The organism is Streptomyces sp. L2, from assembly GCF_004124325.1.
In the GTDB taxonomy this organism is placed as follows: Bacteria; Actinomycetota; Actinomycetes; order Streptomycetales; family Streptomycetaceae; genus Streptomyces.
Map to the genome: position 1 here is coordinate 2948278 of NZ_QBDT01000001.1, position 24123 is coordinate 2972400.

Genomic DNA, 24123 nt, shown 5'->3' on the forward strand with positions numbered 1-24123 from the left:
ATTTCAGGGTTCGCCCAGGGTCGTCCCGGCTCCCGTCACGGCTGCCGGGCCGTCACCATGGACGCATGACGGATCACGAGCACGCCGCGACGGGTCCGGGACCCGGCACCGGCCCGCGCCCGGCCCCGGGCTCCGGACCGACGGATGCCGCGCCCGCCGCGACGGACAGGACGGGAGCGCCAGGCGCCTACGCGGAGAAGCGGAACAACCGAGCGGGCGCGAAGAAGGGGACGGGCGCGGGCAAGGAGACGGGCACAGACAGAGGAACGGGCACGAGCAGGGGAACGGGCGCCGGCAAGGCGACCGGTGATCCGGGCGACGGAACGGGCGGAATAGGAACAGGCGGAACCGGCGGCATCGGCGGAACCGGCCGTCCGGGGCGCGGCGCCGGAGAAACCGGCGCTCCCGCCGACCCCGGTGGTCCGGGCGGCCCGGGCGGCCCCGGCGGTCCGGGCGGCCCCGGCGGTTCCGAGCCGGACGCCTCCGGCTCCCCTCAGCCCTTCCTGCGTGACCACCGGCACCGGGTGATCGCGGGCGTGTGCGCGGGGCTGGGGCGGCGGACCGACCTGGATCCGGTGATCTTCCGCATCACCCTGGCCGTGCTGGCCGCGACCGGCGGGATCGGCCTCATCTTCTACGGGTTCGCCTGGCTCCTCGTGCCGTACGAGGGCGAGGAGGAGAACGAGGTCCGCAAGCTCCTGACGGGCCGGGTCGACGGCCAGGCGCTGGCCGCCGTGCTGTTCGCACTGGTCGGCTGCGGGGTGCTGCTGACCATGATCAAGAACGGCGGGGTGCTCGCCTTCGCCGTGGTGCTGTCCGTGCTGCTCGCCGGCGCCGGGTACTGGTCGCAGCGGCGCGGTGCGCCCGACCCGGACCCGGTGGCCGCGCAGGCCGCGGCCGACGCTCCGCCGGAGGCCCAGGCGCCGCCGGTGGTCACCAGCTATCCGTCCTGGTGGCGGGACCCGATCGTCAAGGACGGCACCCATGTCGGCGGCACCGGCTATCTGTGGGGTCCCGGTGACGCCCGCGACCGGGAGGTGGCGCCGGTGATCGACGCGGCTCTCGCCACCCCGTGGACGCACTCCGGCACCCTGGGCGCCACGCGGCCGGAGCCGCCGAGACCGCGGGCCCCGCGCGGTCCGCGCTGGATCGGGGGCTGGGTGTTCCTGCTCGCCCTGCTGGCCCTCGGCCTGGGAACCGGGCTGACCTGGGACACGCGTCCGCTCGGCACGAGCCTGCAGATCGGGCTGGCCTGCGCGCTCGGGGTCTTCGGGCTGGGCATCACCGCCAGCTCGTTCCTGGGGCGTACGGGCGCGGGGTCGGTGTTCCTCGCGGTACTGACGGCGGCGCTGCTGGCCGGGGCGTCGGCGCTGCCCAAGGACATCACGACGCACTGGAGACACACGGTGTGGCGGCCGGCCGCCACGGCGGACCTGCACCGCACGTACGACCAGGGCACCGGCGTCGGCACCCTCGACCTCAGCCGGATGCACCTGGCCAAGGGACAGAGCGCGGGAACGGACGCCCATGTGGGCGCGGGGCGGCTGAGAGTGATCGTCCCGGCGGACGCGACCGTGCGGATGAGCATCGACGTGGGAGTGGGCGACATCCAGTTGCCCGGGGAAGGGAAGGGCGACGTGGACGTGCAGCCTGGCAGGCACAAGGACGTGACCCTGTCGCCGGTCAAGGGCGGCAAGGACACCGGAACTCTGCGGCTCGACCTCCGGGTCGGGGTCGGACAGGTGGAGGTCAGCCGTGCTGCGTCATGAGTTCCAGCCCGGGAAGCTGGTCGCCGGGCTCTTCCTCACCGCCACCGGAGCGCTGTTCGCCGGGGACGCGGCCGGCCGGTGGGAGACCCCGTGGTTCGCGGTCGTCCCGTTGATCGTGGGCGGCCTGGTGCTGGCCGGCGTCACCGCCGCCCTGACCCGGGGCATACGCCGGCGGCGTGGCACCGCCGGCGCCGCTCCCCGCTAGGGCCTCACCGGCCGGTCACCGGTAGCCGGCCGCCCGTTGCCGGCGTCGGGCCCGCCAGGCCGCGTCCACGGAGAGGTAGGGGGCACCGGCGAGGACGAGGGGCAGCCAGGCCATCAGGTAGGCGAGGTCGTTGCCGTAGTAGTAGGGCGTGGAGGCCCAGCTCACGGTCAGCCACAGGCTGAGCGAGATCAGCGCGCCGCCGAGGGCGGCCAGCCGGCCGAGGACACCGAGCAGGGTGCCGATGCCGACGGCCAGTTCCCCGAGGGCGATGGCGTACCCGAAGCCGACCGGGCTCTTCAGGGCCAGATCGACCAGGGCCGGGATGGCGGCGGAGCCGCGCACCGAGTTCATCGTGTCACCGATGGAGCCGGCTCCTCCGGCCTTCAGGAACGAGCTGTCGGTGAGTTTGTCCAGGCCGGCGTAGATGAAGGTGACGCCGAGGAAGATGCGGAGCGGAAGGAGGGCGTAATGACCAGCGGTGTCCCGCCAGGTGCGGCCGCCACTCAGATGGGAGGTGTGCGTGTCGGTCCGAATGCCATGAGTCATCGCTACTGGCCGCCTCTCGCCCGCTGTCTGGAGACCGTCACCCGACGATACGTACGACACCCGTTCCCGGTTCAATCCCGTCGCTGCTGTTTTTCCGGGTTTCGTCCGCTGTTCTCCCTCTTCGCACCGTTCTCCCTGTTCTCCCTCTGCTCCCCCTTCTCACGGCTCTCCTGGTCCTCACGGCTCACGCCGCTCTCGCCGCCCTCACTCCGTGATCTGGACGATGCAGCGGTTGGTGGCCACGCCGGCCGCGGTCACCACCTGGATCTCCACGGAGCCGGGCTCCACCTCGGCGGGCACGGGGACGGTCAGCACCGTGTCCGTGGGGTTGCTGAAGCCGCCGGTGACGGGGACCAGCGGGACGTGGACGTCGACCGGGCCGATGCGGACGACCATCCGGGCCAGCCGGTCGGCGCTCCGCGCCCCGGGCGGGACGAAGCCGGTGCCGCGGATCTCGATGTCGTCGCCGGTGCGGATCGGCCCGTCCAGGTCCCCGGGCTCGCGGCTGCGGACCACGGAGAAGATCACGGCACGGCTGCCCTCGGCGTACTTGCCGGCCAGGTAGGTCGCGGCCGAGACGAGCACCAGCACCGCCAGGCCCCAGGGCAGGTCGGGCAGCCGGTCCGGGCGGCGGGCCAGCCGTACGGCGGTGAACAGCAGCGCGGCGGCGTGCAGGGCGACGTACTGGAGGTCGGCGAAGGCACCCCGGCCGGCGTCGTCCGTCAACAGGTCGGCGGCGTACGGCCGGTGGGCCGGGACCTTCTGCAGCCGCTGGGTGAGGACGCGCAGTCCGACGACCCGGCGGACCAGCACGGCGACGCCGCAGACCACGGCGAGGACGGTCACCAGGCCCGCCCCGCGCGCGAGGCCGAGCCCGGCGAGCAGCGCGTCGCGTTCGGCGGGGTCGGAGGCGACGGCCAGCCGGGCCGCCAGCAGCAGGACCGTGTAACCGGCGAACAGCGCCCAGCACGCGGCGACCGTACGGGAGGTGGACATCCGGTTGTCCTCGCCGATCACCGGCGCCAGTGCCCCGCCACGGGCCCGGTGGAACCAGGACGCGGCGGTCAGGGCGGCGCCGGTGACGAGGGCGGCGAGCAGCGCGGCGGTGCGCGCGTGGCTCCAGCCCGCGCCGATCGCGGTGAGGGCCTCGCTGATCAGCAGGACGACGACGGCACCCCAGACCGCGCAGGCCGTGCGCGGCCACAGCCGGGCGAGCCACGCCTCGCCCTCGGTCCGGCCGCGCTCCGCGACCGCGTCCGCCCGCTGGGTCAGTTCCTCCGAGACCCACTGCCGGGACGCGGAGGCCGAGTGCGCGACGGCCGCCGGCAGGCCCTGTCCGGCCGCGAACTCGTCGCGCCGGCGCAGGAACGCGGCGACGGCCCGCCGATGCCCCTCCCGGGCCCCGTGCGGACAGTCCCCGCAGGTGCAGCCGCCCTTGTGGGTCCGCTCGGCACCTGTCGCCGCATCCTGTCTCGCCTCCTGCACCGCCACGCCCGACGCCCGCCTTCCCCTCGACCCGAGTCACGGCGGGCGACCCGTTCGGCGGGCCGCCTCAGCGCCGTGCAACTCCCCTGTGACGAGAGCGCATTGTGCCCTACACCGGGGTGCCCGGAACGGCCGGTCCGGGTCAGGGCGGGTGAAGGCCGGGCCGGCGTGTTGACCCGGCTGGGAGAATTCCCGTATGGCCGAGATCATCCAGCGGGACGGGACCTGGGCCTTCGACGGCAGCACGATCCGGATCGCTCCAGGACTCCACCGCTCCGTCCCGCTGTTGCGGCAGACGTACGGGGAGATCGCCGTGCCCCTGGAAGCGGTGTCGGCCGTCTGCTTCGAACCGGAGCGCAAACGCGGCCGGCTGCGGATGCGGCTGCGCGAGGGCGCCGACCCGCTGTTGCAGGCGACGGGCGGCCGGTTGCCGGAGGCCGCCGACCCCTACCGGCTGACGGTGGACGCGGACCGCTCCGGGGTCGCGGAGTACGTCGCGGAGGAGATCCGGCACGCGCTGTTCCTCGACCAGGTGCCCAAGGAGCCCACGGCGGGCTATCTGTTGCCGGGCCCGCCGGTGCCGGTCTCGGTGCGGTCCTCCGACGGCACGGTCTCCTTCGACGGCACCCAGGTGCGCATCGACTGGGCGGACACCTCCGACCGGGTCAAACGCGCGACCGGCCCGCGGATCATCGGCCTCGGCGACCTGGTGCAGGTCGAGTGGCTGCCCAACTCCGGCTACGAGGACGGGTTCCTGCGGTTCGTGACCCGCGAGACGATGTTCTCGAAGCTGCCGCCCGAGCGGGACCCCTTCACCCTGGACCTGTGGGGCAGCGTCCGGCGCGATCTGCTGACGGCCCTGGTGGCGGCGGCCGTCACCCACCGGCTGCCGCACCCCTCCACCCGTACCGGCGAGGCGTACGCCGTCCCGGACCGCCCCCAGACCCCCGTGCCCGGGCCGTGCGGGCAGGCTGGGCTGTGCGGGCCGGCAGGGCCGTGCGCGGACCATGACGTGCTGCTGCGCCGGCTGCGGGAGCTGGGCGAGCTGCGCCGGGACGGAGTGCTCACGGACGACGAGTTCGCGCTGGCCAAGGCGGCCGTGCTCAAGGGGTTCGGCTGAAGGCCTGATGGCCGGACGGGTCAGCTGAGCAGGTCGGGTTCGCCGCGGCTGATGTCCTGCCAGAGCGGCTGGTAGTTGATCCAGGCCACCAGGTCGCCGCCGAGCTGCTCCCGGGTGGCGACGGCCTGCCGGTGGTCGATGAGGACCGGGCGGCCGGCGGCCCTGGCCAGCAACTGCACCTGGCAGGACCGTTCCAGGGACAGGAACCACCAGGCGGCCGCGTCCACCGAGTCCCCGACGGTCAGCAGCCCGTGGTTGCGCAGCACGAGCGCCTTGCGGGAGCCGAGCGCGCCCGCGATGCGACGGCCCTCGCCGGCGTCGACGGTGACGCCGCTGTAGGCGTCGTACAGCGCGAGGTCCTCGTAGAAGGCGCAGCTCTCCTGGGTGATGGGGTCGATCAACTCGCCGAGGGCGGCCAGGGCGCGGCCGTGCACGGAGTGGCAGTGGGCGACGGCGACGACGTCGGGGCGGGCGGCGTGGACCTGGGCGTGCACGGTGAACGCGGCCTGGTTGACGTGGTAGCGGCCCTCGACGACCTGTCCGTCCTGGTTGGCGAGGACGAGATCGCCGACGGTGACGTGCCGGAACGGCATGCCGAACGGGTTGACCCAGAAGCAGTCGGTGAATTCGGGGTCCCGGGCGGTGATGTGCCCGGACACGCCGTCCTCGAAGCCGGCCCGGCCGAAGATCCGCAGGGCGCCTGCGAGGCGTTCCTTGCGGTGGCGGCGTTCGTCGTCGACCGAGTCGTGCATCGGCGGCATGGCGAACTGCAGCTGGTCGGTGGGCAGCGGCAGCGGTGGGGTCGGCCCGTGCATCGGTCCTCCAGCACTGGGTTTGCTGTACGGTCCGGAAGTTACCGTCGGTCAGCCCAAATGGGCAGGGCTGTGGTGTGAAGAAAGAGGTGGAACCGCCGTAGCCGTTCCACCTCTGTGCACCCGTTCTCGTCGCCGAGGGGGCGCGCGCCTCAGGCGGGCCGGGCCCGCCCGAGGGTCACTCCCACTCGATGGTGCCCGGGGGCTTGGAGGTCACGTCGAGGACGACGCGGTTGACGTCCCGGACCTCGTTGGTGATGCGGGTGGAGATCTTCGCCAGCACCTCGTGCGGCAGCCGGGACCAGTCGGCGGTCATGGCGTCCTCGGAGGAGACCGGGCGCAGGACGATGGGGTGGCCGTAGGTGCGGCCGTCGCCCTGGACGCCGACCGAGCGGACGTCGGCGAGGAGGACCACCGGGCACTGCCAGATGTCCCGGTCCAGGCCGGCCGCGGTCAGTTCCTCGCGGGCGATGGCGTCGGCCTCGCGGAGGAGGTCCAGGCGCTCCTTGGTGACCTCGCCGACGATGCGGATGCCGAGGCCGGGGCCCGGGAAGGGCTGGCGCTGGACGATCTCCTCGGGCAGGCCCAGCTCCTGGCCGACCATGCGGACCTCGTCCTTGAACAGCTTGCGCAGCGGCTCGATGAGCTGGAACTCGAGGTCCTCGGGGAGGCCGCCCACGTTGTGGTGGGACTTGATGTTGGCGGTGCCGGTGCCGCCGCCGGACTCGACGACGTCCGGGTACAGGGTGCCCTGGACGAGGAACTCGACGGCCGGGCCGGCGTCGGCGATGATCTCGGCCTGCGCCTGCTCGAAAACGCGGATGAACTCGCGGCCGATGATCTTCCGCTTCTCCTCGGGGTCGGAGACCCCCTTGAGGGCGGTGAGGAAGCGCTCCTCGGCGTCGACGACCTTCAGCTGGACACCGGTCGCGGCGACGAAGTCCTTCTCGACCTGCTCGGTCTCGCCCTTGCGCATCAGGCCGTGGTCGACGTACACGCAGGTCAGCTGGGAGCCGATGGCCTTCTGGACGAGGGCGGCGGCGACGGCGGAGTCCACGCCGCCGGACAGGCCGCAGATGGCGCGCTTGTCGCCGACCTGCTCGCGGATCGCGGCGACCTGCTCGTCGATGACGTTGCCGGTCGTCCAGTCCGGCTTGAGGCCGGCACCGCGGTACAGGAAGTGCTCCAGGACCTGCTGGCCGTGCGTGGAGTGCATGACCTCCGGGTGGTGCTGGACGCCGTACAGCTTCTTCTCGTCGTTTTCGAAGGCGGCGACCGGGACGACGTCGGTGGAGGCGGTGACGGAGAAGCCCTCGGGGGCGGCGGAGCAGGCGTCGCCGTGCGACATCCACACGGCCTGCTCGGCGGGGGTGCCCTCGAAGAGGGTGGAGGAGGTCCGGGAGACGTGCAGGTCGGTGCGGCCGTACTCGCGGGCGCCGGTGTTGTCCACCGTGCCGCCCAGGGTCTGTGCCATCAGCTGGAAGCCGTAGCACATGCCGAAGACGGGGACGCCGGCCTCGAAGAGGGCGCGGTCCAGGCGGGGGGCGCCTTCCTCGTAGACCGAGGAGGGGCCTCCGGAGAGGATGATCGCCGCGGGGTTCTTGGCGAGCATCTCGGCGACCGGCATGGTGCTCGGCACGATCTCGCTGTAGACCCGCGCCTCGCGGACGCGACGGGCGATGAGCTGGGCGTACTGCGCGCCGAAGTCGACGACCAGGACGGTGTCGGGAGTGGCGGCAGCGGGGGTCGATGACACGGGGTGCCTGGCCTTCCGGCGGTCTGGGCGGGGTCTGTGTCTCCGATTCTAACGGGCCGGGCGGGCCGCCCATGCTGCGGCGTCGTGGCATACTGTGCGCCATGCTCACGCACTCGACCTTCCTCTTTACCTATGGCAACCGGCTCGCCGGCTGCCATGGTCGAGCTGCTTGAGCGAACGCCAAGCGACTTCCCAGGCGCCCCGGGCCGACAAGGTCCGGGGCGCCTGGCGTTTCCGGGCTCTGTCGCTTCGGGGCAGCCGTCAGCCGTACTCACCAGGAGGCCCCGACATGACCACGACCACGGAAGACATCACCGAAGGCAGCACGGAGGACATCAGGGCCGGCGCGTCCATCGCGGACGCCCGCGCGCGGATCGACGCGCTCGACGACCGGATCATCGGCCTGATCCAGGAACGGATGGCCGTCTCGGCCGTCATCCAGGAGACCCGTATCGCCTCCGGTGGCCGGCGGGTGAGCCTGTCGCGGGAGATGGAGGTGCTCGGCCACTTCCGGGACGCCCTGGGCAAGCCGGGTACGGCGCTGGCGATGACCCTGCTGGAGCTGTGCCGGGGTCGTATCTGAGTTCGGGACCGCTCTCACCCGTACGGCGCCGTGACCGGCCGGCGCACCCCTTCGTTGAGCCAGGTGTCCGTGCCAGCCAGGGGCGGGCCCGACAGAACCACGCGTGGCTCGCTGGGGCGATGAGGCGTACGGGTCGTGCCGTACGCCGTGGGACCTCGCTCCAGGACGTGACCGGACGGCAGGGGACAGCAGCCCGGTCATCCAAGAGAACGGCCGGCTCCGGGGACGCCCGGGGCCGGCCGGCGGAACCGTTCAGCACCGATGCGCAGCAGCTCCCCGAGTCCCCGCGCAGACGGATCGAGCCCCTCCACGACGCCCACCGTACGACGCCCACGAACCCCGCACGACCCCGGCACGACCACCCACGACCATCCACGCGGCGCACCTCCCCCCGGCGCCGCTCCCCGGGCACCGGCGCACCCCGACGCCGGTGCTGACGAAAGAAGGGCCCCGCGGCCGGCACTGCCGCGGGGCCCTTCGTCGTGCGCAGGCGAGGCGTATGTGACGCGGGACACACGAAGAGGTGTCGGAGGCCGTGCAACCTTCCTGTGTTCTCGCTGATCAAACCTGCTACCGGATCACAAAAACGGTAAGACCGAGGGACCTGCGTTCGGAGGGGGACGCAGGTCCCTCGTCGTGGCCCTTCACGCGCCGACGGCCGGCCTCCCGCACCCGTGGCCCCATGCCCATTCCGGCCCCTACGCCCCCGCCGGTCTACTCCTTGGGCGGCACCGTCGGCATCCCCAGGAAGGGCAGGCGCAGCGCGCCGAACGCCTCCGCCGGGACCGCCGGCCGCAGCGGCTCGACCGGCTTCAGCCGCTCGTACGCCGCCCCCGGCGCCGGACGCGGGTCCTCCTCGCCCTTGTTCGGCCAGTACGACATCGCCCGCTCGGCCTGCGCCGTGATCGTCAGCGACGGGTTGACGCCCAGGTTCGCCGACACCGCCGCACCGTCCACCACCGAGATGCCGGGGTGGCCGTACAGCCGGTGGTACGGGTCGATCACGCCGGTCTCGGCACAGTCGCCGATGGGGCAGCCGCCGAGGAAGTGCGCGGTCAGCGGGGTGCCCATCAGCTCGCCGACGTTGCTGCCGGCGAAGCCGTTGATCTCGTCGGCGAGGACCGTGGCGGCCTCGGAGGCGGCCTTGATCTGCTTGGGGTTGGGGGCGCCGTGCCCCTGCCGCGCGGTGAGCAGGCCCTTGCCGACGCCGCCGGGCTTCAGGTAGGTCGTCAGCGAGTTGTCCAGCGACTGCATCACCAGGCCGATGATCGTCCGCTCCGACCAGCGCCGGTTGGACAGCGAGCGGGCGACCAGCATCGGGTGCCGGGCCGCGTTCGCCAGCCAGCCGAGCACCCGTGAGGAGCCCTCGGCGTACGGCACCTGGAGGATCGACAGGCCGCCCATCGAGTTGGAGCCCTTGCCGTACCGGACCGGCTCGATGTGGGTGTTCTCATCGGGGTGGACGGAGGAGGTGATGGCGACGCCGCGCGTGAAGTCGGCCCTCGGCGCGCCGGTCGCCTTGCGGTAGCGGCGGTTGTCGGTCTGCGCGCCGACCAGGGCCTCGGAGTTCGTGCGGGTCAGGTCGCCGAGCCGGGCGGAGACGTACGGCAGCTGGCCGCCCGCCTTCATCCGGTGCAGCAGGGTCTGCGTGCCGTAGGTGCCGGCCGCGATGACGACCTTGCGGGCGGTGAGGATGCGGTCCTTGCCCTTCTTCTTCTGGTCCGTGGGCAGGGTCGCGACCGCGAAGCCGCCGCGGGAGTCGTCGGTGACCGACACGACGGTCGTCATGGGGTGGACCACCGCGCCCGCCTTCTCGGCGAGGTAGAGGTAGTTCTCGTTGAGGGTGTTCTTCGCGCCGTGCCGGCAGCCCGTCATGCACTCCCCGCACTCGGTGCACGCCTTGCGGGACGGCCCGGCGCCGCCGAAGTACGGGTCGTTCACCTCGCCGCCCGGCCTGGCCTTCGCCTTGCCGTCGGCGTCCTTGCCGTCGCCGAAGAACACGCCGACGGGTGCCATGTGGAAGGTGTCGCCGACGCCCATCCGCTGCGCCGCGGCCTTCAGGTGCACGTCGGAGGGGGTCATGGTGGGGTTGAGCCGGACGCCGAGCATGCGCTGGGCCTGGTCGTAGTACGGCTTCAGCTCCTCCTGCCAGTCGGTGATGCCCCGCCACTGGGGGTCGTCGAAGAAGGCCTTCGGCGGGACGTAGAGGGTGTTGGCGTAGTTGAGCGAGCCGCCGCCGACGCCCGCGCCGGCCAGCACCATGACGTTGCCGAGCAGGTGGATGCGCTGGATGCCGAACATGCCGAGCCTGGGGGCCCACAGGTAGTTCTTCAGGTCCCAGGAGTTCTTGGGCAGGGTGTCGCGGGTGTAGCGGCGGCCGGCCTCCAGGACGCCCACCCTGTAGCCCTTCTCGGTCAGGCGCAGGGCGGACACGGAGCCGCCGAATCCCGATCCGACCACGATGACGTCATAGTCGTACCCATCGTCGTACGCGTCCTCGTCCCGGGTCTGGACGGACTTCTCCTGCGACACGTGCTCTCCTCGTCGGGACGGGGGCCGGCCACCGGACGGTGACCCGGTTGGTGGCTAGCGGAACCGGAGTGCCTTCATGGCCCTCAGGCTCGTGCTCATGAAGCGGGCGTACCCCTCGTCCGACATGCCCAGGGAGGGCGCCATCGGCAGCAGGCGCTGGTGGGCGATGGTCTGGGCCTCGGTGTACTTGAGGATGCCCTCGGAGCCGTGGCGGCGGCCGAGGCCGGAGTCCTTCATGCCGCCCATCGGGGACTGGACGCTGCCGTAGGCCGGTGCGTAGCCCTCGTTGACGTTGACGGTGCCGGTGCGCAGGCGGGAGGCGACGTCGCGGGCGCGGCGGGCGCTGCTCGTCCACACGGACGCGTTCAGTCCGTACGGCGTGGCGTTGGCGCGCTCGACGGCCTCGTCGTCGCTGCCGAATCGGTAGACGGAGACGACCGGTCCGAAGGTCTCCTCCTCGCAGACGGCCATGGAGTCCTCGACGCCGTCGAGGACCGTGGGCTCGAAGAAGTAGGGGCCGATGTCGGGCCGGGCGGTGCCGCCGGCGAGCACCTTGGCGCCCTTGGCGACGGCCTCCTCGACGTGCCGTTCGACGGTCTTCAGCTGCCGTTCCCCGACGAGCGAGCCCATGTCGGCGCCGTAGGCGAGGGAGTTGCCGAGCCGCATGGCCCGGGTGCGGGCGGCGAAGCGCTCCAGGAAGGCGTCGGCGACCGACTCGTGGACGTACAGCCGCTCGATGGAGATGCACAGTTGGCCGGCGGAGGAGAAGCAGGCCCGGACCGCGCCCGCGGCGGCCTTCTCGATGTCGGCGTCGTCGAGGACCAGCATGGCGTTCTTGCCGCCGAGTTCGAGGGAGACGCCGACCAGGCGGGAGGCGGCGCCGACGGCGACCTCGCGGCCGGTGCGGGTGGAGCCGGTGAAGGAGACGTAGTCGGCGTGCCGGACCAGTTCGGGGCCGACGACCGGGCCCTCGCCGAGGACGACCTGGAAGACGTCGGCCGGCAGGCCCGCCTCGACGAGCAGGTCGCGGGCCCACAGGGCGGTGAGGCAGGTCTCGGTGTCCGGCTTCATCACGACGGCGTTGCCGGAGACGAAGGCGGGCAGCGCGTCGCCGACGGACAGTTCGAGCGGGTAGTTCCAGGGGGCGATCTGGCCGACGACACCGCGCGGATGGCGCAGTTCGGTGACCTTGGTGAGGGTCGGGATCGCGCCGGTGTGCCGCTTGGGCCGCAGGTAGGCGGCGGCGCGGCGGCCGTAGTGCCGGGCGGCGACGGCGACGGCCTGCACCTCCTCGTGCGCGTGCAGGCGGGCCTTGCCGGTCTCCAGCTGCACGAGGTCGAGCACCTCGGCCTGCCGCTCCAGCAGCAGGTCGTGGAAGCGGAGGAGGACGGCGGCCCGCTGCCGTACCGGCGTCTTCGCCCACACGGACTGGGCGGCGCGCGCGGCCTCGAAGGCCCGCTGGACGTCCTCGGGGGTGGACTCGGGCAGGTCGGCCAGTTTCTCGCCGGTGAACGGCGTGTGACTGGCGGTACGGCCGGAGCCGACGACGCCCTTGGTGAGCTGCGCCACCAGCTCGGGCGTGACCACGTCGGCGGCGGTACGGGCGCCTTCCGGCGCGGGCGCGAGGGGGTTGCTGCCGGTGCCCGTCTTCTCCGGGGCCTGCGAGTCCGTCATGAGGCGCAGGGTATGCCGCGACGGCCCGTTTGTGTACCCGTCGGTAACAGGGATTCACCGACTGCACACACAACGCCAGTGATCACTGGCAGCGAATGCGCTGATCAGCGGGTTGTCGAGGGACGATCACTCGCTCCGGGTTTTCTCGCGGAGAGCGGGTGGGGAGCGGAGAAGGCGGTACGAGGTTCCGGTCCGTCGTGCTCTGATATGCGGTGCGGGTGTGGAACCGGGGCCCCGGTACTATGCACCCCATACCAGAGGCGCTCCCGTCCGCGGCCTGTACTACCCGACCGACTTGACGGCGCGGTTCGGACGGGGTCATTGCCGAGGCGTCCACGCACACATGTGCTCGCACTGTCGTCACGCGAAGCGTGCGGTACACGAGTGACTCGGCTAACGTGCGCTGGCTTGGAGTTCACAGGCACGTTGAAGAAGGGCGTTGCTCATGGCGCAGTCTCTCGCCGATCTCGCGTCGGCCAGGGTACGGGGGATCCTGCGGTTCTTTCCCGAAAGCTCGCAGGACGAGCGCGAGGAGTTGCGTGCCGCGGCGAGGGAGCTGCTCGACACCCATGGCGAGGGGGCGCTCACTGACCTCCCTCCGCTCGAGCGCGTCATATGGCATCTCGCCGCCGAGGGGCGTGCTGAGGATCTTGTCGAGGTGGTCCGGTACCAGCGCAGGAACCCGAACGCCTTCGTCGTGGCAGGCGCCCGGCACCCCCGGCTGACACTGCCGGGACTGCCTCGCCTGACGCTGCCTGAACGGATAGCCGCGCTCACCCCTCCCGACCTGCCGGTGACGGCGCAGCTCACCTCGGTCGGCTGGCGCGGCGACGATCTGGTGTGGGAAGGCTACGCGTTTGTCGCGAACCTGCCGCGTCCCTCGGGCCGCATCGTCGGCCGGTTCGCGGTACTGGAGGACGGCGAGACCGGCCGGCGCGTCAAGCTCCGCATGCGACGCACGCGCAGCGAGCAAGCCACCGTCGCCTCCGGGCAGGCCCTGCACTGCTACGACCGCACGGGTTTCGAAGTCGTCGTCTCCGCCCGTCGACTGCGCGAGCTCGCCGAGCAAGGTGCCGGCCAGTGGTTCCTGTACATCGGGATCCCGGGACCGGGCGGGCCCTACGGCGCGCGGGTGCGCCAGCGGGACGCGGGCAGCGCCGGTCACAACCAGGTGCGCCATCTCGCGGACGGTTCACGTCTCGTGATCGGCTTCACCCAGAACGCCGTGAGCATCACGGTGCAGGAGCCCTCTGTCGAGGTAGAGTCCTGCACCGTCGCGGACGGCGAGCTGCGCCTGGTCACGAGGGCACGGAGCGGCGCCAAGGCCCCCACGGCCGTGAGCATCGGCGAAGGCGAAGCCAGACTCGACAGCCCACTCACTCCCCTGTCCGGTTCCCCTGACGCGTTCCGGCGCTACGAGTCGGTCTTCGATCTCGCCCAGGTGACCGCCGACGACCTGCCGGGAACCAGGACCCGGCAGCTCAAGGTGGCCTTGAGGGGAGCCGACGGCCGGGGCCAGGCGGCTCTGCTCGCCGAGGGCTTCACGACCAGCAGGCACGTGATTTCCTCCGGTCGCGAGCTGGCCGTCCACCGCGACGGGCCCGGCAAGCTCCAGCTCGCAACGCGCGCCGTCCGACCCGTGGTGGATGCGATGACCGTGACGGAGTCGGGGGAGCTTGTACTCGAGGGGACGTATCCCGGAGAGGAAGCGGCCGGGAAGAAGGTCATCCTGCGCCACGGGGTCCGCTTCGAGGAGAAGGAGCTGCCGGTCGAGCTCGTCGACGGGCGATTCACGGTCCGAGTCGACCCCGAGGCGGCCCCGCAGGCGAACGGCCCCGAGCTACCCCTGTGCCCCGGCCGCTGGTACCTGTTCTTCCGCGACGCGGACGCCTGGGACAAGTCCGCGGACGTACCGGTCACCTTGCGTCCGGAGCAGGTGCAGGAACTACCCCTGACCTTCAGCAGCCCGCAGCGCACTTTCACCGTCGACCGCCGCTACTTCGACCGCCTCTTCATCGAGCCGGAACGACTGCTCGGCCCCGATGAGCACGGCGCCTACCGGCAGCGCATGCTGCGCGAGATCTACTTCAACGAGCAGCGCAAGCTCCCCCTGCGCGACGCCGTGGTCTACATGAGCCTCGAGGGCAGGCAGTTCTCGGACTCCCCGCGGGCGGTCTACGAGGAGCTGGTACGCCGGGGGGTCGAGGTCGAGCACGTCTGGACCCAGGACGGGGGCCTGCCCGAGATGCCGGCGGGAGCGCATGCGGTGAGCATGGGCAGCCGCGAGTGGTACGAGGCACTGGCGCGCAGCCGCTACGTCGTCGTCAACACGATGATCGGCGACTGGTTCCTCACCCGCCCCGGGCAGCGGGTCGTGCAGACCTGGCACGGCACGCCGCTGAAGAAGATCGGCAAGGACCTCCTCGGTACGGCGCAGTCGAGTCCCGCCTACATCGCCGGACTGCCGCACAGCTACCGGCAGTTCGACTTCGTGGTGTCGCCGAACGCGTACACCACGGAGATCATGCGCAGGGCGTACAGCATCGAAGGCGACATGCTCGAAAGCGGCTATCCGCGCAACGACGCCTTCCACGCCGCTGACCGTGACGCACGGGCCGCGCGGGTCAGGGAGCAACTCGGCCTGCCCGAGGGCAAGAAGGTGGTGCTCTACGCCCCGACCTGGCGGGAGGACCAGCGGCACGCGAGCAAGCTGTACAAACTCGATCTGCGCATCGACCTGGCCGCGGCCCAGGCCGAACTCGGTCACGACCATGTGCTGCTCGTCCGCAAGCACCCGAGGGTCCACGACAACGTACCGGGCGCCGGCCAGGGCTTCGTGTGGGACGTCACCCGCTACCCCGACATCGCCGACCTTTACCTCGTGACCGATGTCCTGGTCACCGACTATTCCTCGGCGCTCTTCGACTTCGCGCACTCGGGCAAGCCGATGCTGTTCTTCACCTATGACCTGGAGCACTACCGGGACTCACTGCGCGGCTTGTACTTCGACTTCACCACCCGAGCACCCGGTCCACTGCTGGAGACCTCCGAGGACCTGGTCAAGGCGCTGCGCGACGTCAATGCCGTCGAAGCGGAGTACCGGGAGAAGTACGCCCAGTTCGTGCGGGACTTCTGCGAGCCCGGGGACGGCCTCGCGACAGCGCGAGTCGTAGACCGCATGCTCGCCGACGGACCGCACGCCACACCGTGACCGACGGCTGACCTCGCCGCGCAGGGCCGGATGACACCGGCTCTGCGCGGGTTTGACGTGCGGCGCGAGGGCAGGAGACGTTCGTTGAACGGGACGCTGGATCTTGGCGGACGCGTCTCGGCTCAGTGAAGCTGTGTGTTCGCCATGTCGCTGAACTGGGGTTGCACAGACCGCCCGAAAAGCCACCATTATGAAATGAGTGGGTCGACCAGACTTCCCTCTGGGTGGTCTTGCAGGTCGAGGCGTATTGCTGGTCGAGACCGTCCGCAGGGCCAGCTTGGCCACGGCGATATCAACGGCGCTGACGCACGCGGAGGAAGGCTCGGGCGGCACACGATCCGGGCAAGATCCTGCTAAACCTGGCCCTGGCTGTCGCACTGGATGGAGACCGAGCTGACCCCAGTCTGATGGAGTCCCTGAAGCAGTCTTTATGGTCCCGACGTCGGTCGTCGGCTGCGTGACGAGCGACCCTGGAATTCTACGGAGTGCCGCCGATCGTGGACTCCGCAGCCACGCGATAGCGCGGGTGAACCGGTCGCAGAGACTGGCGGCAAAATCCGACGACCCCTGGGGCGCTGAACTCGCCGGCGGCGTTCTGAACGGCTACCAGTTACCCCGAGGACTTGCGGCTCATCACCAGGAAGAAACGGCCGCACCCCGAAACCAGTTGCGGCTCCGCTCGCCACCAACACCATGGCGGGCCGATCGCCGAGCTTGAGCTACCCCACCGGTTACGGACCGGGCCGAGAACCGCATCCACCGCCCGGACCACTTCGACTTGCCGGCTTGGATTCCGATACTCGCTTTGACTGGAAAAGCCAGGGTCTGAGAGCACCGTCGACTACAACTAAAAATTGCTCTGACAGCTGAAGCGGCCCGCCATCATTCAATGGCGAGCCGTTCCGAAAGACTAGAGATAAGCCGCCCTCATGCCACGCCAACGGGCTAGAGGAGCTCACTTCCACCAGTTCAAGGGCGTGACACCGTCCTTCTCGTCATAGACATTCCCGTAATACCATTCGACACCAGAGTGGTCTTCTGTCACTGAATTCAAAACTCTTTCCAATTCCGTGAATCCACCTGCTGCGGAGATAGTGAAGATCCAGAGGCCGGACTTGTGACCATCTAGCCACCCACCAAGCGTCTCAATTTTCGAGAGCAGGGAATCAGCAGCCGCCTGAGAGCCGTAGAACTGGATGGAAACGTTCCCACCACGAGAAAGGATCTCGAACGTACCCGAGCCTTCATCCACTCTCAGGCGGTCCCCTGCCGCGACACCCAGTACGAGCCCTGGCGTAGCAAGCACTCTGAACTCGTTGCATCCGTCAGGAGCATCACCCAGAACACTCTCGAAGACCGGCTCTCCGGAAGTCTTCTTCCCTGCCAGTAGGCGGACGGTCCGCCGATTCCTTGATTCCACTAGGAGGACACTCCTAATCACTTCTCCCATACGGTGCGCCGCAGCTTCCTCGCTCGGCACATGACCTACCCGGTTTGGCACCACCGCGATTGTTTGCACTGAGGTTACAAGCGGCACCTTCTAGGCAGACGTTGTCGTCCGCAAGATTTCCACCGCGCGACGTCGGAACATTCTTGTGCCCGAGATGCATATTGCCTGGATTGCTTGTACGCATCCCGCACCTCCAGCATTGATAATCTCCGTCTGCTGCATCTAGTAGCTCTTGCCTCTTGTCGGCCTGCCCGACTCGGGTCCCCCCGCCGGGCGTGCTGTTTGCTATTTGTGCAGCAGAAGAGGTCTCACCGTCTTTGAGTACGAAGAGCGGCAGTTGGCACGCATCACCGTTGGCATTATGAACGAGGACTGACGTAGGCCCCGCCAGCACATAGTACGTGTGCAGCTCACTGATCGTGAGGTTGTGCACCGTCGCTGTCAGGACCGTCCAGCGGGTGACCGCGGTGATCTGGACCCGTGTGCCGGCGCTCGTGCGCAGCCACTCGCCGGACTTGAGGTCCGTAGCGCGGAGCCAGGCGTGGAGTGCCGGGACCCAGAACGGGTGGCCGTCGGTCGCGGTGACCGACGCCGTCTTGGATCCCTTCTTGCCGTCGGTGTCGACGGTGACCTTGACCAGGTGCTTGAGGCCGGTGCCCTTGATCTCGGCAGTGACGGTCTCGGTCTTGGTTTTCCCGGTCTCGGGGTCGGTGGCCAGGACCTTGTCGCCGATCCTGATGTCCGCGATCTTCTTTTTGGACCCGTCGGCCATCAGCACCAGAGTTTCTGGTGTGAAGCTGTTGGCCTCCTTGCATCCCTTGGCCGCCTCTTCCAGAGCCTTCGCTTCCTTGCGGCTCTTGCGCCAGTCCTTGAAGGCGCCTATCAGGTCCTTGCCGAGGTTCACGATGCGCTTGGCCAGGGCTGCTGCCTTGTCCCAGCGGAAGAGGTACTTCTTGGCCAGTTTGGCAAGCGGGCCGCCACCGAGGAACGAGGACGCGACGTTGATGGCCGTGTTGCCGCATGCCCCCAGGGCGCCTGTGGTGAAGCAGTCCAGGGCGTCCGTGATGCCGAGTTCGTCGGCGACGATCTTGCCGAGTTCCTTGGCGACCGCGATCGCCTTCTCCTTGGCGCTGTACTCGTCGAACTTGGCGGCGTCGGCCTGGGCCTGCGCCGGCGTGTACGTCGTGCTGCCGCCTGAACCGCTGTCGTCGAAGCCGGCCGTGTTGTCAACCCACTCGCCCCGGTGCTTCGACTTCCCAGGCCCGCACTGGTACCAGCCGCCGTGGCAGTTCGCCGCCCGCAGACCCGACGCGTCGTTGTACGTCACGGGGCTGTTGTTGGCGTAGGCGTAGCCGTTGATCTGCTGCGGGTCGGTGTAGTCGACGATCGGGTCGGCCGAGATGAAGCGGCCCGTGTCCGCGTCGTACTCGCGTGCGCCGAGGGTGATCAGGCCGGTGGACGCCTCGATGGTGCCGCCGACGAAACCCTTGTCGTTGACCCAGCCGGAACCGGAGGACGAGGACTCGTCCCGCGCGTTGCCGAACGGGTCGGAGCGGCGGCGGGTGGTCGCGCCCGTCTTGGCGTCGACGGCCAGATCGGCCGTGCCCTGGTGGTCCGAGGCGAGGAAGTGAACGCCGTCCGCCTCCCGCATCGCCACCGTGGTGTCGCCGAAGCTGTAGTAGCGCGTCGCCGTCACCTTGGACGTGGACTTGTCCAGGTCCAGTTCCATGCCCGGCAGGTAGAACGTCTTCCCGGTCGGGGTGTCCCGGAGGATCCGGGTGCCCGCGGCGTCGTACTGGTACGTCGTCACCGAGTCGTCGGCGTTGGTGACCGTGGTCAGCTCACCCTGCTTGTCCCAGGCCAGCGACTGGGTGTCGCCGTCCAGGACGCGCTTGATGGTGTTGCCGGTGGCGTCGTAGCCGTAGGTGTCCTGGGAGGTGACCTCCGGGGTGGTGGCCGTGGCGTCCGTCTTCTGGACGATCGACGACACGGTGTGCGGACCGGAGTCCTGGCCGTTTGGTCCCGAGCCCTTGCCGTACGCGTACGTGCGGCTGGAGGTCGGGGTGCCGTTCAATCCGTGCCGGACCTCGCTGGTGCGGTTGCCTATCGAGTCGTAGCCGTAGTCCGTCCAGTAAGGCGTGACGCCCCCCACCGTGGACGGCGAGGCGCCCGACGCGCAGGACGTGTCCGTGCTGCCCGTGCCCTTCGCGTCGTTGGACGCCACGGAGGACGTCCAGGACGAGGACATGCGTCCGAGACCGTCGTACGCGAAGCACTGCACGTCACTCGTGCCACCGGTCGGGGTGTCGCCGATGGAGAGGATGTCACCGGCGTCGTCGTAGGTGTAGTTCGCGTCGTAGGCGACGCTCGACGCGCCCTCGACATCCACCCGCGAGTTGGTCAGCCGGTCGGTGCCCGCCTCGAACGAGTTCGTGATCCACGTCTTCGGAGCCCCCGAGATACCGGTGGACAGCTCCAGCTGCTCCAAGTTCGAGGTGGGCGAGTAGGACGCGTCGGTGACGTAGCTCCCGCCTGCGAGCGAGGTGTTCACGCCGGTCAGGCGCTGCAGGCCGTCATAGACGTACGAGAGTGCCTCGGCGGGCAGGTCGCCCGCGGCCGGAAGTCCCTCGCCCTGGACCGTGCCGTCCCGGTTGTACTGGTTGGTGTACTGGTAGGTGCCGCCCAGCTGTGGTTCGGCCGTCGTGGACAGGTAGTACTTGGTCGAGATCGGCTTGTAGTCGTTGTTCGGGTCGAGGACCGGGTAGGTCGTCGACGAGTAGACCGCGCCGTTCTTGTACGTGTAGACGCCGTACAGCTCGCCCTTGTCGACCGTGTCGTACTTGGTCACGGACAGCTTGGTGCCGGTGTTCGCCTCGCCCTGCCAGGTGGAGACGGCACGGCCCAGCTCGTCGTAGACCGTGGACGTCTTGTCCCCGTTGACCGTGGCCGAGGTCTGCCGGTCCATGGCGTCGTACGTGTAGGACGACGAGCCGGTGTCGGGATCGGTTGCTGTCTTCTTGCGGCCCAGCTGGTCATAGGTGTATGTCCAGTTGTTGCCCTTGTCGTCGGTGACCTTCGTGAGCCGGCCGGCGGCGTCGTAACGGTAGGACGTGGTGACGGCGGCGCCGTCGGCGGGGTACTGGATCTGCGCCGTCGTCTGCCCGCGGGCATCCGTCACGGCCGTGGTCTTGACCCCTCCCTTCGGTGGAGTCGTCGTGACGCGGTCGCCGCCGTATGCGTAGGTCGTCCGGAACTTCTCCGTTCCCTGGACCTCGGTGATGGCCGCCGTGGTGCGGCCCGCGCCGTCGTACTGGGTGACGGTCTGCGCGTCCAGGTCGGCGTTGAGTGGCTTGAACAGCGTCGAGGAAGGGGCACCGGAGGTGTAGTAGGTGTCGTTGACCTTCACCACTCGGCCGGAACCGTCGTACAGGGTGTCCGCGACCATACGGCCGCCGCCCGGTCCGTCCGTCTGCTGCTGGCGTGGCCGCAGGAAGCCGTCGTACAGGGCCCATTCGCTGCCGTACGTGCTGCCGTCGGCCTGGATCTTCTGGGTGTGCACGGCGGTGGGGCCGGCGTCCGAGCGGATCAGGTACTCGTACTTGAGGGACGGGCTGATGCCGGACGCCTTGGGGCGGTCCGGCAACCAGACCGAGACCAGGCGGCCGAGGGCATCGTAGGCGAGGTCGGTGCGCCTGCCGTTCTCATCGGTCTTCGCGGTGGGCAGACCCCACTGCGGAGCGTACTCCGTCGTGGTCGTCCAGCCGTCGACATTGGTGACGGTCGACTTGGTCGCCAGGCCGTAGGTGTCGGTGTACGCCGTCGAGGAGGTGTACTTGGTCGAGGACGAGGCGGTGTCCGCGTCCTTCATGACCAGCGGCCGGCCGTAGTCGTCGTACGTGCTCACGGCGGTCGTCTGGTAAGTGGCCGTCGTGCCGTCGTGTGCCGACAGCCGCTTGGTCATGGTGACATCGCCCTTGGTGGGGGCGGTGGCCAGCGTCGTTGAACCGTCGTAGTAGGTCAGGACGTCGGAAATGACGTCCTTGGCGCGATCGGGAGTGGTGGCGCAGTCGACGCCGACCGTTTCCACACGCGAGACCAGGGAGTAGATGTGCGCGCTCGCGCTGTCCGCGTACTCGGTGCGGGTGCACTGGTTGTCGGCGACGCCGACCTCACCGTAGTCGGCGGACTGTATCTCGCGGCCGGTCGCACTGTCGTACTTGGTCGCCGAGGAGACGTGTCGCCACCCACCCACCGCGAGCGCGGTGTACGTGTTGGTCGAACCGGTGTCCACGTAGCGGGCCGTGTTCGTGCCCCAGTCATGGGTTTCGGTGGCGGTCACCGCGGTCCACGGCACGGTCACCGACTTCTCGGTGACGGCGGAGCCGTTGTAGGTGATCGTCTCCAGCTCCTGGCCGGCCTTCCAGTCGGTGTCCTCGTACGAGACGCCGTTGGAGTCGGTGACCGTGGCCGAGCGGGCGTGGCCGTCTTTGTCGACGTCGCCGTCGAGCCCGCGGAAGAAGACGTGCTCGGTCTTGGTGTTGGACGGGTCGTTGGTGCCGGCGGAGGTGACCACCTGCACCTTGCCGTAGCCGCGCCAGTCGCTCCAGGTGCGGTCCTCGGACTTGGTGATGCCGTCGGCGGGCGTCTTGCGCCAGCCGGCGTCGCCCAGGTACGTGTACGAGGTGACCTGGTCGGGGTTCTGGCCGGTCAGGTCGGTCTGGACGACCGAGCTGACCACGTACTTGTGGAACCAGTCCGTGATCGGGTCGGTGACTCCCGGCGGGCTCCACTTCACGGGGAAGCAGCGCTTGGTGGAGGAGTCCTCGGCCGGGACGTTGCTGGTCGTGCACTGGTTGTCGGCGTAGTTGACGCTGAGCGCGCCGCCCGACTCGTTCTTCACGCCGGAGAGGCGGAAGCGGTAGAACGGCTGGAGGTTGTCGCCGGTCTCGTCCACGCGGTTGGGCAGCTGGGTGCCGTACAGCTCGACGGACGGGACCGGGACGTCGGTGCCGGTCTTTCCGGCGTGGTCGATCTTGCTGAGCCACAGGGACTTGGAGCCGTCGCCGTTGTCGGTGAAGACGTGGGTGAGGCTCCACTCGTCGACCGGCGAGTACGTCGCGTCACCGGTGCGGATCTGCGTGGTGACCTTGGTGAGCTTCTTGCGGGTCCAGAACGTCGGGGAGTTCTGGCCGGGGCACTTGGTGCCGCTCGCGCAGTTCTGGTCCCACGGGACGTCCGGCCAGTCGGCGGCGGTGTCGTCCTTGAGCGCGCCGGCGGAGCAGTCCGTCAGTGAACCGACGCAGCGTTCGGCGGTGCTGAAGAGTACCTGGGCGGCCGGCTTGGTCGAGTAAGCCTTGCCGTCGCGCTGACCGTAGTCGATGCGCTTGAGGTAGCCGCCCCGGATGTAAGCCTTGCCGTTCTCGGTGGTCTTCAGGCCCTGGGTGTAGTAGTTCGTCTCCGTGCCGTAGAAGTACGACATGGCATCGCCGTGCGGGTCGACGACGTAGTCGAGGTTCCACCGCCAGGCCTGCGTGCAGTAGGCGTCGGCGAAAGTGGCCTTGTAGCAAGGCTCGCCCGAGTCGTCGCCGTAGACGGGAACGGTCCAGGTGGAGTTGGTCGCCTCGTTGCCGCTCGCGTATCCGGGCAGGTGGTTGAGCCCGAAGTAGTACTGGGTGCCGTCTGCAGTGGTGATCTTCCAGTACTCGCCGTTGTTGTCACCGTTGGTGGCGGCGGTCAGGTGCTCGACCTTGGCGTTGTCGTCGGAGCTGACCCGCCATTCGCCGGTCTTGTCGTCCTTGACGAGCCGACCGGAGGTGCCTCCTGTGAGGGAGAGAGTGGCGTTGTCGAAGGCCCAGCACTCGTCACCGTTGGCGTCGTCGTGGCCGTCGTCGGCGCACGGCTTGTAGCTGCGCTCGATGTATCCGGGGTCGTAGGAGAAGCCCTGGCCGACCCACGAGCCCTGGTTGTTGGTGGTCGCCGTCTGGCCGTCGATGGACTGCGAGTTGTAGCTCAGTCCGACGGTCGGCTGCAGGCCGCCGGGGACGGGCGGGACGGTCATGGGGTACGACCAGGTGAACGCGCCGGAGCTGGCGTCGACGCCCCACTGCGAGGAGGGCGCGAGGCTGGTCGCCGTGTAGTCACCGCCGTCACCGCTGCTGCCCGCGGTGGCCGCGACGACGGTGGCCGAGGAGTTGGTGGAGCCGGATTCCAGCAACTGGCTGGACGGACCGGAGGCGTCGCCGGCCGCCTGGACGGTCGCAGTGACCGTCTGTTTCTGGGCGTCGTTGCTGCTCTTCAGGTACGTCGGGGTGGAGCATGACTTCTTGCGCGGCGTGGTCAGGACACACGCCGGATATTGCGCGAGCCGGATGCGGGAGGCGTAGTCGCCGCCGTAAGCGCCGGCGAAGCTCGAGTAGTCCAGCGTGACGCGAGCGGCGCCCTTGCTGGTGGCCCCGTCGGTACGGGCGAGGGTGAACAGGATGCCGTCCACGGCCGCCGCCCGGGCGGCGTCGCGCCCCAGCATGCTGACCCGTACGGAGTGGGCGCCCTTCCTCCCGCCGGCGGTCTTGGCCGACAGGGGCAGGCCGTTGGCTCTCGCCGCCTTGCCGGACAGTTGCACTTCGGCGCTGCCCGCCTTGGGCCAGTGCGCCTTGTGGGTCGTGCGGACCGCGGCCTTCTTGGCCTGATCGGTCTTCTTGAAGGCCTTGGCCGCGGCGTTGTGACCGCGGACCGGCTTGTCGAGGCTGGTCTGGGTCTTGGGCCTGGTCAGACCGTCGTGGGCGAGGGCCTCGGGGACATAGGAGGGAAGCAGCCCTATGGACAGGGTCAGTCCGAGGACCAGCGCGGTCCGCCTTCGGCCGTGTCGCCAGGCCGGTCTGATGGACCGGAACCAGGGAGGCGAGGACATGAAGTCTCCATCGGATCAGGAGGGATGAAGGGAAGGGGTGCGCATGCCGAGATGGGCGGGCGACACCATGGCC

The 24123-nt window shown here is 69.7% G+C and carries 13 protein-coding genes and 1 pseudogene; 6 read left to right on the forward strand and 8 right to left on the reverse strand.

All coding sequences use genetic code 11. The features are described 5' to 3' along the window. Positions 1 to 503 precede the first annotated feature (503 nt). Both DBP14_RS12555 and DBP14_RS12560 read left to right on the forward strand, forming a co-directional pair. On the forward strand, positions 504 to 1769 hold the full coding sequence (locus DBP14_RS12555) for a PspC domain-containing protein (protein WP_277752753.1): 1266 nt from the start codon (positions 504 to 506) through the stop codon (positions 1767 to 1769). Continuing rightward, positions 1756 to 1974 (forward strand): hypothetical protein, encoded by a 219-nt coding sequence (locus DBP14_RS12560; protein WP_129307325.1) that lies wholly within the window; start codon positions 1756 to 1758, stop codon positions 1972 to 1974. The genes DBP14_RS12555 and DBP14_RS12560 overlap by 14 nt, the downstream gene beginning before the upstream one ends. 15 nt (positions 1975 to 1989) lie before the next feature. On the opposite strand, the gene DBP14_RS12565 is transcribed toward DBP14_RS12560, so the two are convergent. Together DBP14_RS12565 and DBP14_RS12570 are read right to left on the reverse strand one after the other, a co-directional pair. Continuing rightward, entirely contained in the window at positions 1990 to 2520 is a 531-nt protein-coding gene (locus tag DBP14_RS12565) for a DoxX family protein (protein WP_129307326.1), read from the reverse strand. A gap of 204 nt (positions 2521 to 2724) precedes the next feature. Beyond that, positions 2725 to 4011 (reverse strand): hypothetical protein, encoded by a 1287-nt coding sequence (locus tag DBP14_RS12570; protein ID WP_129307327.1) that lies wholly within the window; start codon positions 4009 to 4011, stop codon positions 2725 to 2727. A gap of 190 nt (positions 4012 to 4201) precedes the next feature. On the opposite strand from DBP14_RS12570, the gene DBP14_RS12575 reads away from it, so the two are divergent. Further along, on the forward strand, positions 4202 to 5125 hold the full coding sequence (locus tag DBP14_RS12575; protein ID WP_129307328.1) for a DUF4429 domain-containing protein: 924 nt from the start codon (positions 4202 to 4204) through the stop codon (positions 5123 to 5125). Between the two features lie 20 nt (positions 5126 to 5145). Here DBP14_RS12575 and DBP14_RS12580 read toward each other — a convergent pair whose 3' ends face one another. Together DBP14_RS12580 and guaA are read right to left on the reverse strand one after the other, a co-directional pair. Then, the gene (locus DBP14_RS12580) at positions 5146 to 5940 is read right to left on the reverse strand and encodes a class II aldolase/adducin family protein (protein WP_129307329.1); all 795 of its coding nucleotides are present in this window, start codon (positions 5938 to 5940) and stop codon (positions 5146 to 5148) included. Between the two features lie 175 nt (positions 5941 to 6115). Continuing rightward, positions 6116 to 7693 carry a glutamine-hydrolyzing GMP synthase gene (gene guaA / locus DBP14_RS12585; RefSeq protein ID WP_129307330.1) on the reverse strand — a complete coding sequence of 526 codons (1578 nt, stop codon included), beginning with the start codon at positions 7691 to 7693 and terminating at the stop codon, positions 6116 to 6118. Positions 7694 to 7982: 289 nt separating this feature from the next. On the opposite strand from guaA, the gene DBP14_RS12590 reads away from it, so the two are divergent. After that, positions 7983 to 8276, forward strand: coding sequence for a chorismate mutase (locus DBP14_RS12590; protein WP_129307331.1), 294 nt, complete (start codon positions 7983 to 7985; stop codon positions 8274 to 8276). Positions 8277 to 8990: 714 nt separating this feature from the next. Here DBP14_RS12590 and DBP14_RS12595 read toward each other — a convergent pair. Together DBP14_RS12595 and DBP14_RS12600 are read right to left on the reverse strand one after the other, a co-directional pair. Beyond that, positions 8991 to 10808, reverse strand: a complete 1818-nt coding sequence (locus tag DBP14_RS12595) for a GMC family oxidoreductase (RefSeq protein WP_129307332.1) — start codon at positions 10806 to 10808, stop codon at positions 8991 to 8993. A 54-nt stretch (positions 10809 to 10862) separates the two neighbouring features. After that, on the reverse strand, positions 10863 to 12482 hold the full coding sequence (locus tag DBP14_RS12600; protein ID WP_129307333.1) for a succinic semialdehyde dehydrogenase: 1620 nt from the start codon (positions 12480 to 12482) through the stop codon (positions 10863 to 10865). A gap of 445 nt (positions 12483 to 12927) precedes the next feature. Between DBP14_RS12600 and DBP14_RS12605 the strand changes: the two genes are divergently transcribed. Further along, positions 12928 to 15693, forward strand: a complete 2766-nt coding sequence (locus DBP14_RS12605; protein ID WP_129307334.1) for a CDP-glycerol glycerophosphotransferase family protein — start codon at positions 12928 to 12930, stop codon at positions 15691 to 15693. Between the two features lie 232 nt (positions 15694 to 15925). Further along, positions 15926 to 16082: pseudogene (locus DBP14_RS36830) on the forward strand (IS1380 family transposase); the annotation flags it as partial. 566 nt (positions 16083 to 16648) lie between these two features. Here DBP14_RS36830 and DBP14_RS12610 read toward each other — a convergent pair. Together DBP14_RS12610 and DBP14_RS12615 are read right to left on the reverse strand one after the other, a co-directional pair. Beyond that, positions 16649 to 17143, reverse strand: a complete 495-nt coding sequence (locus DBP14_RS12610) for a DUF4265 domain-containing protein (RefSeq protein ID WP_129307335.1) — start codon at positions 17141 to 17143, stop codon at positions 16649 to 16651. After that, on the reverse strand, positions 17127 to 24050 hold the full coding sequence (locus tag DBP14_RS12615; RefSeq protein WP_129307336.1) for a polymorphic toxin-type HINT domain-containing protein: 6924 nt from the start codon (positions 24048 to 24050) through the stop codon (positions 17127 to 17129). Before DBP14_RS12615 ends, DBP14_RS12610 begins: the two co-directional genes overlap by 17 nt. Positions 24051 to 24123: the final 73 nt, after the last annotated feature.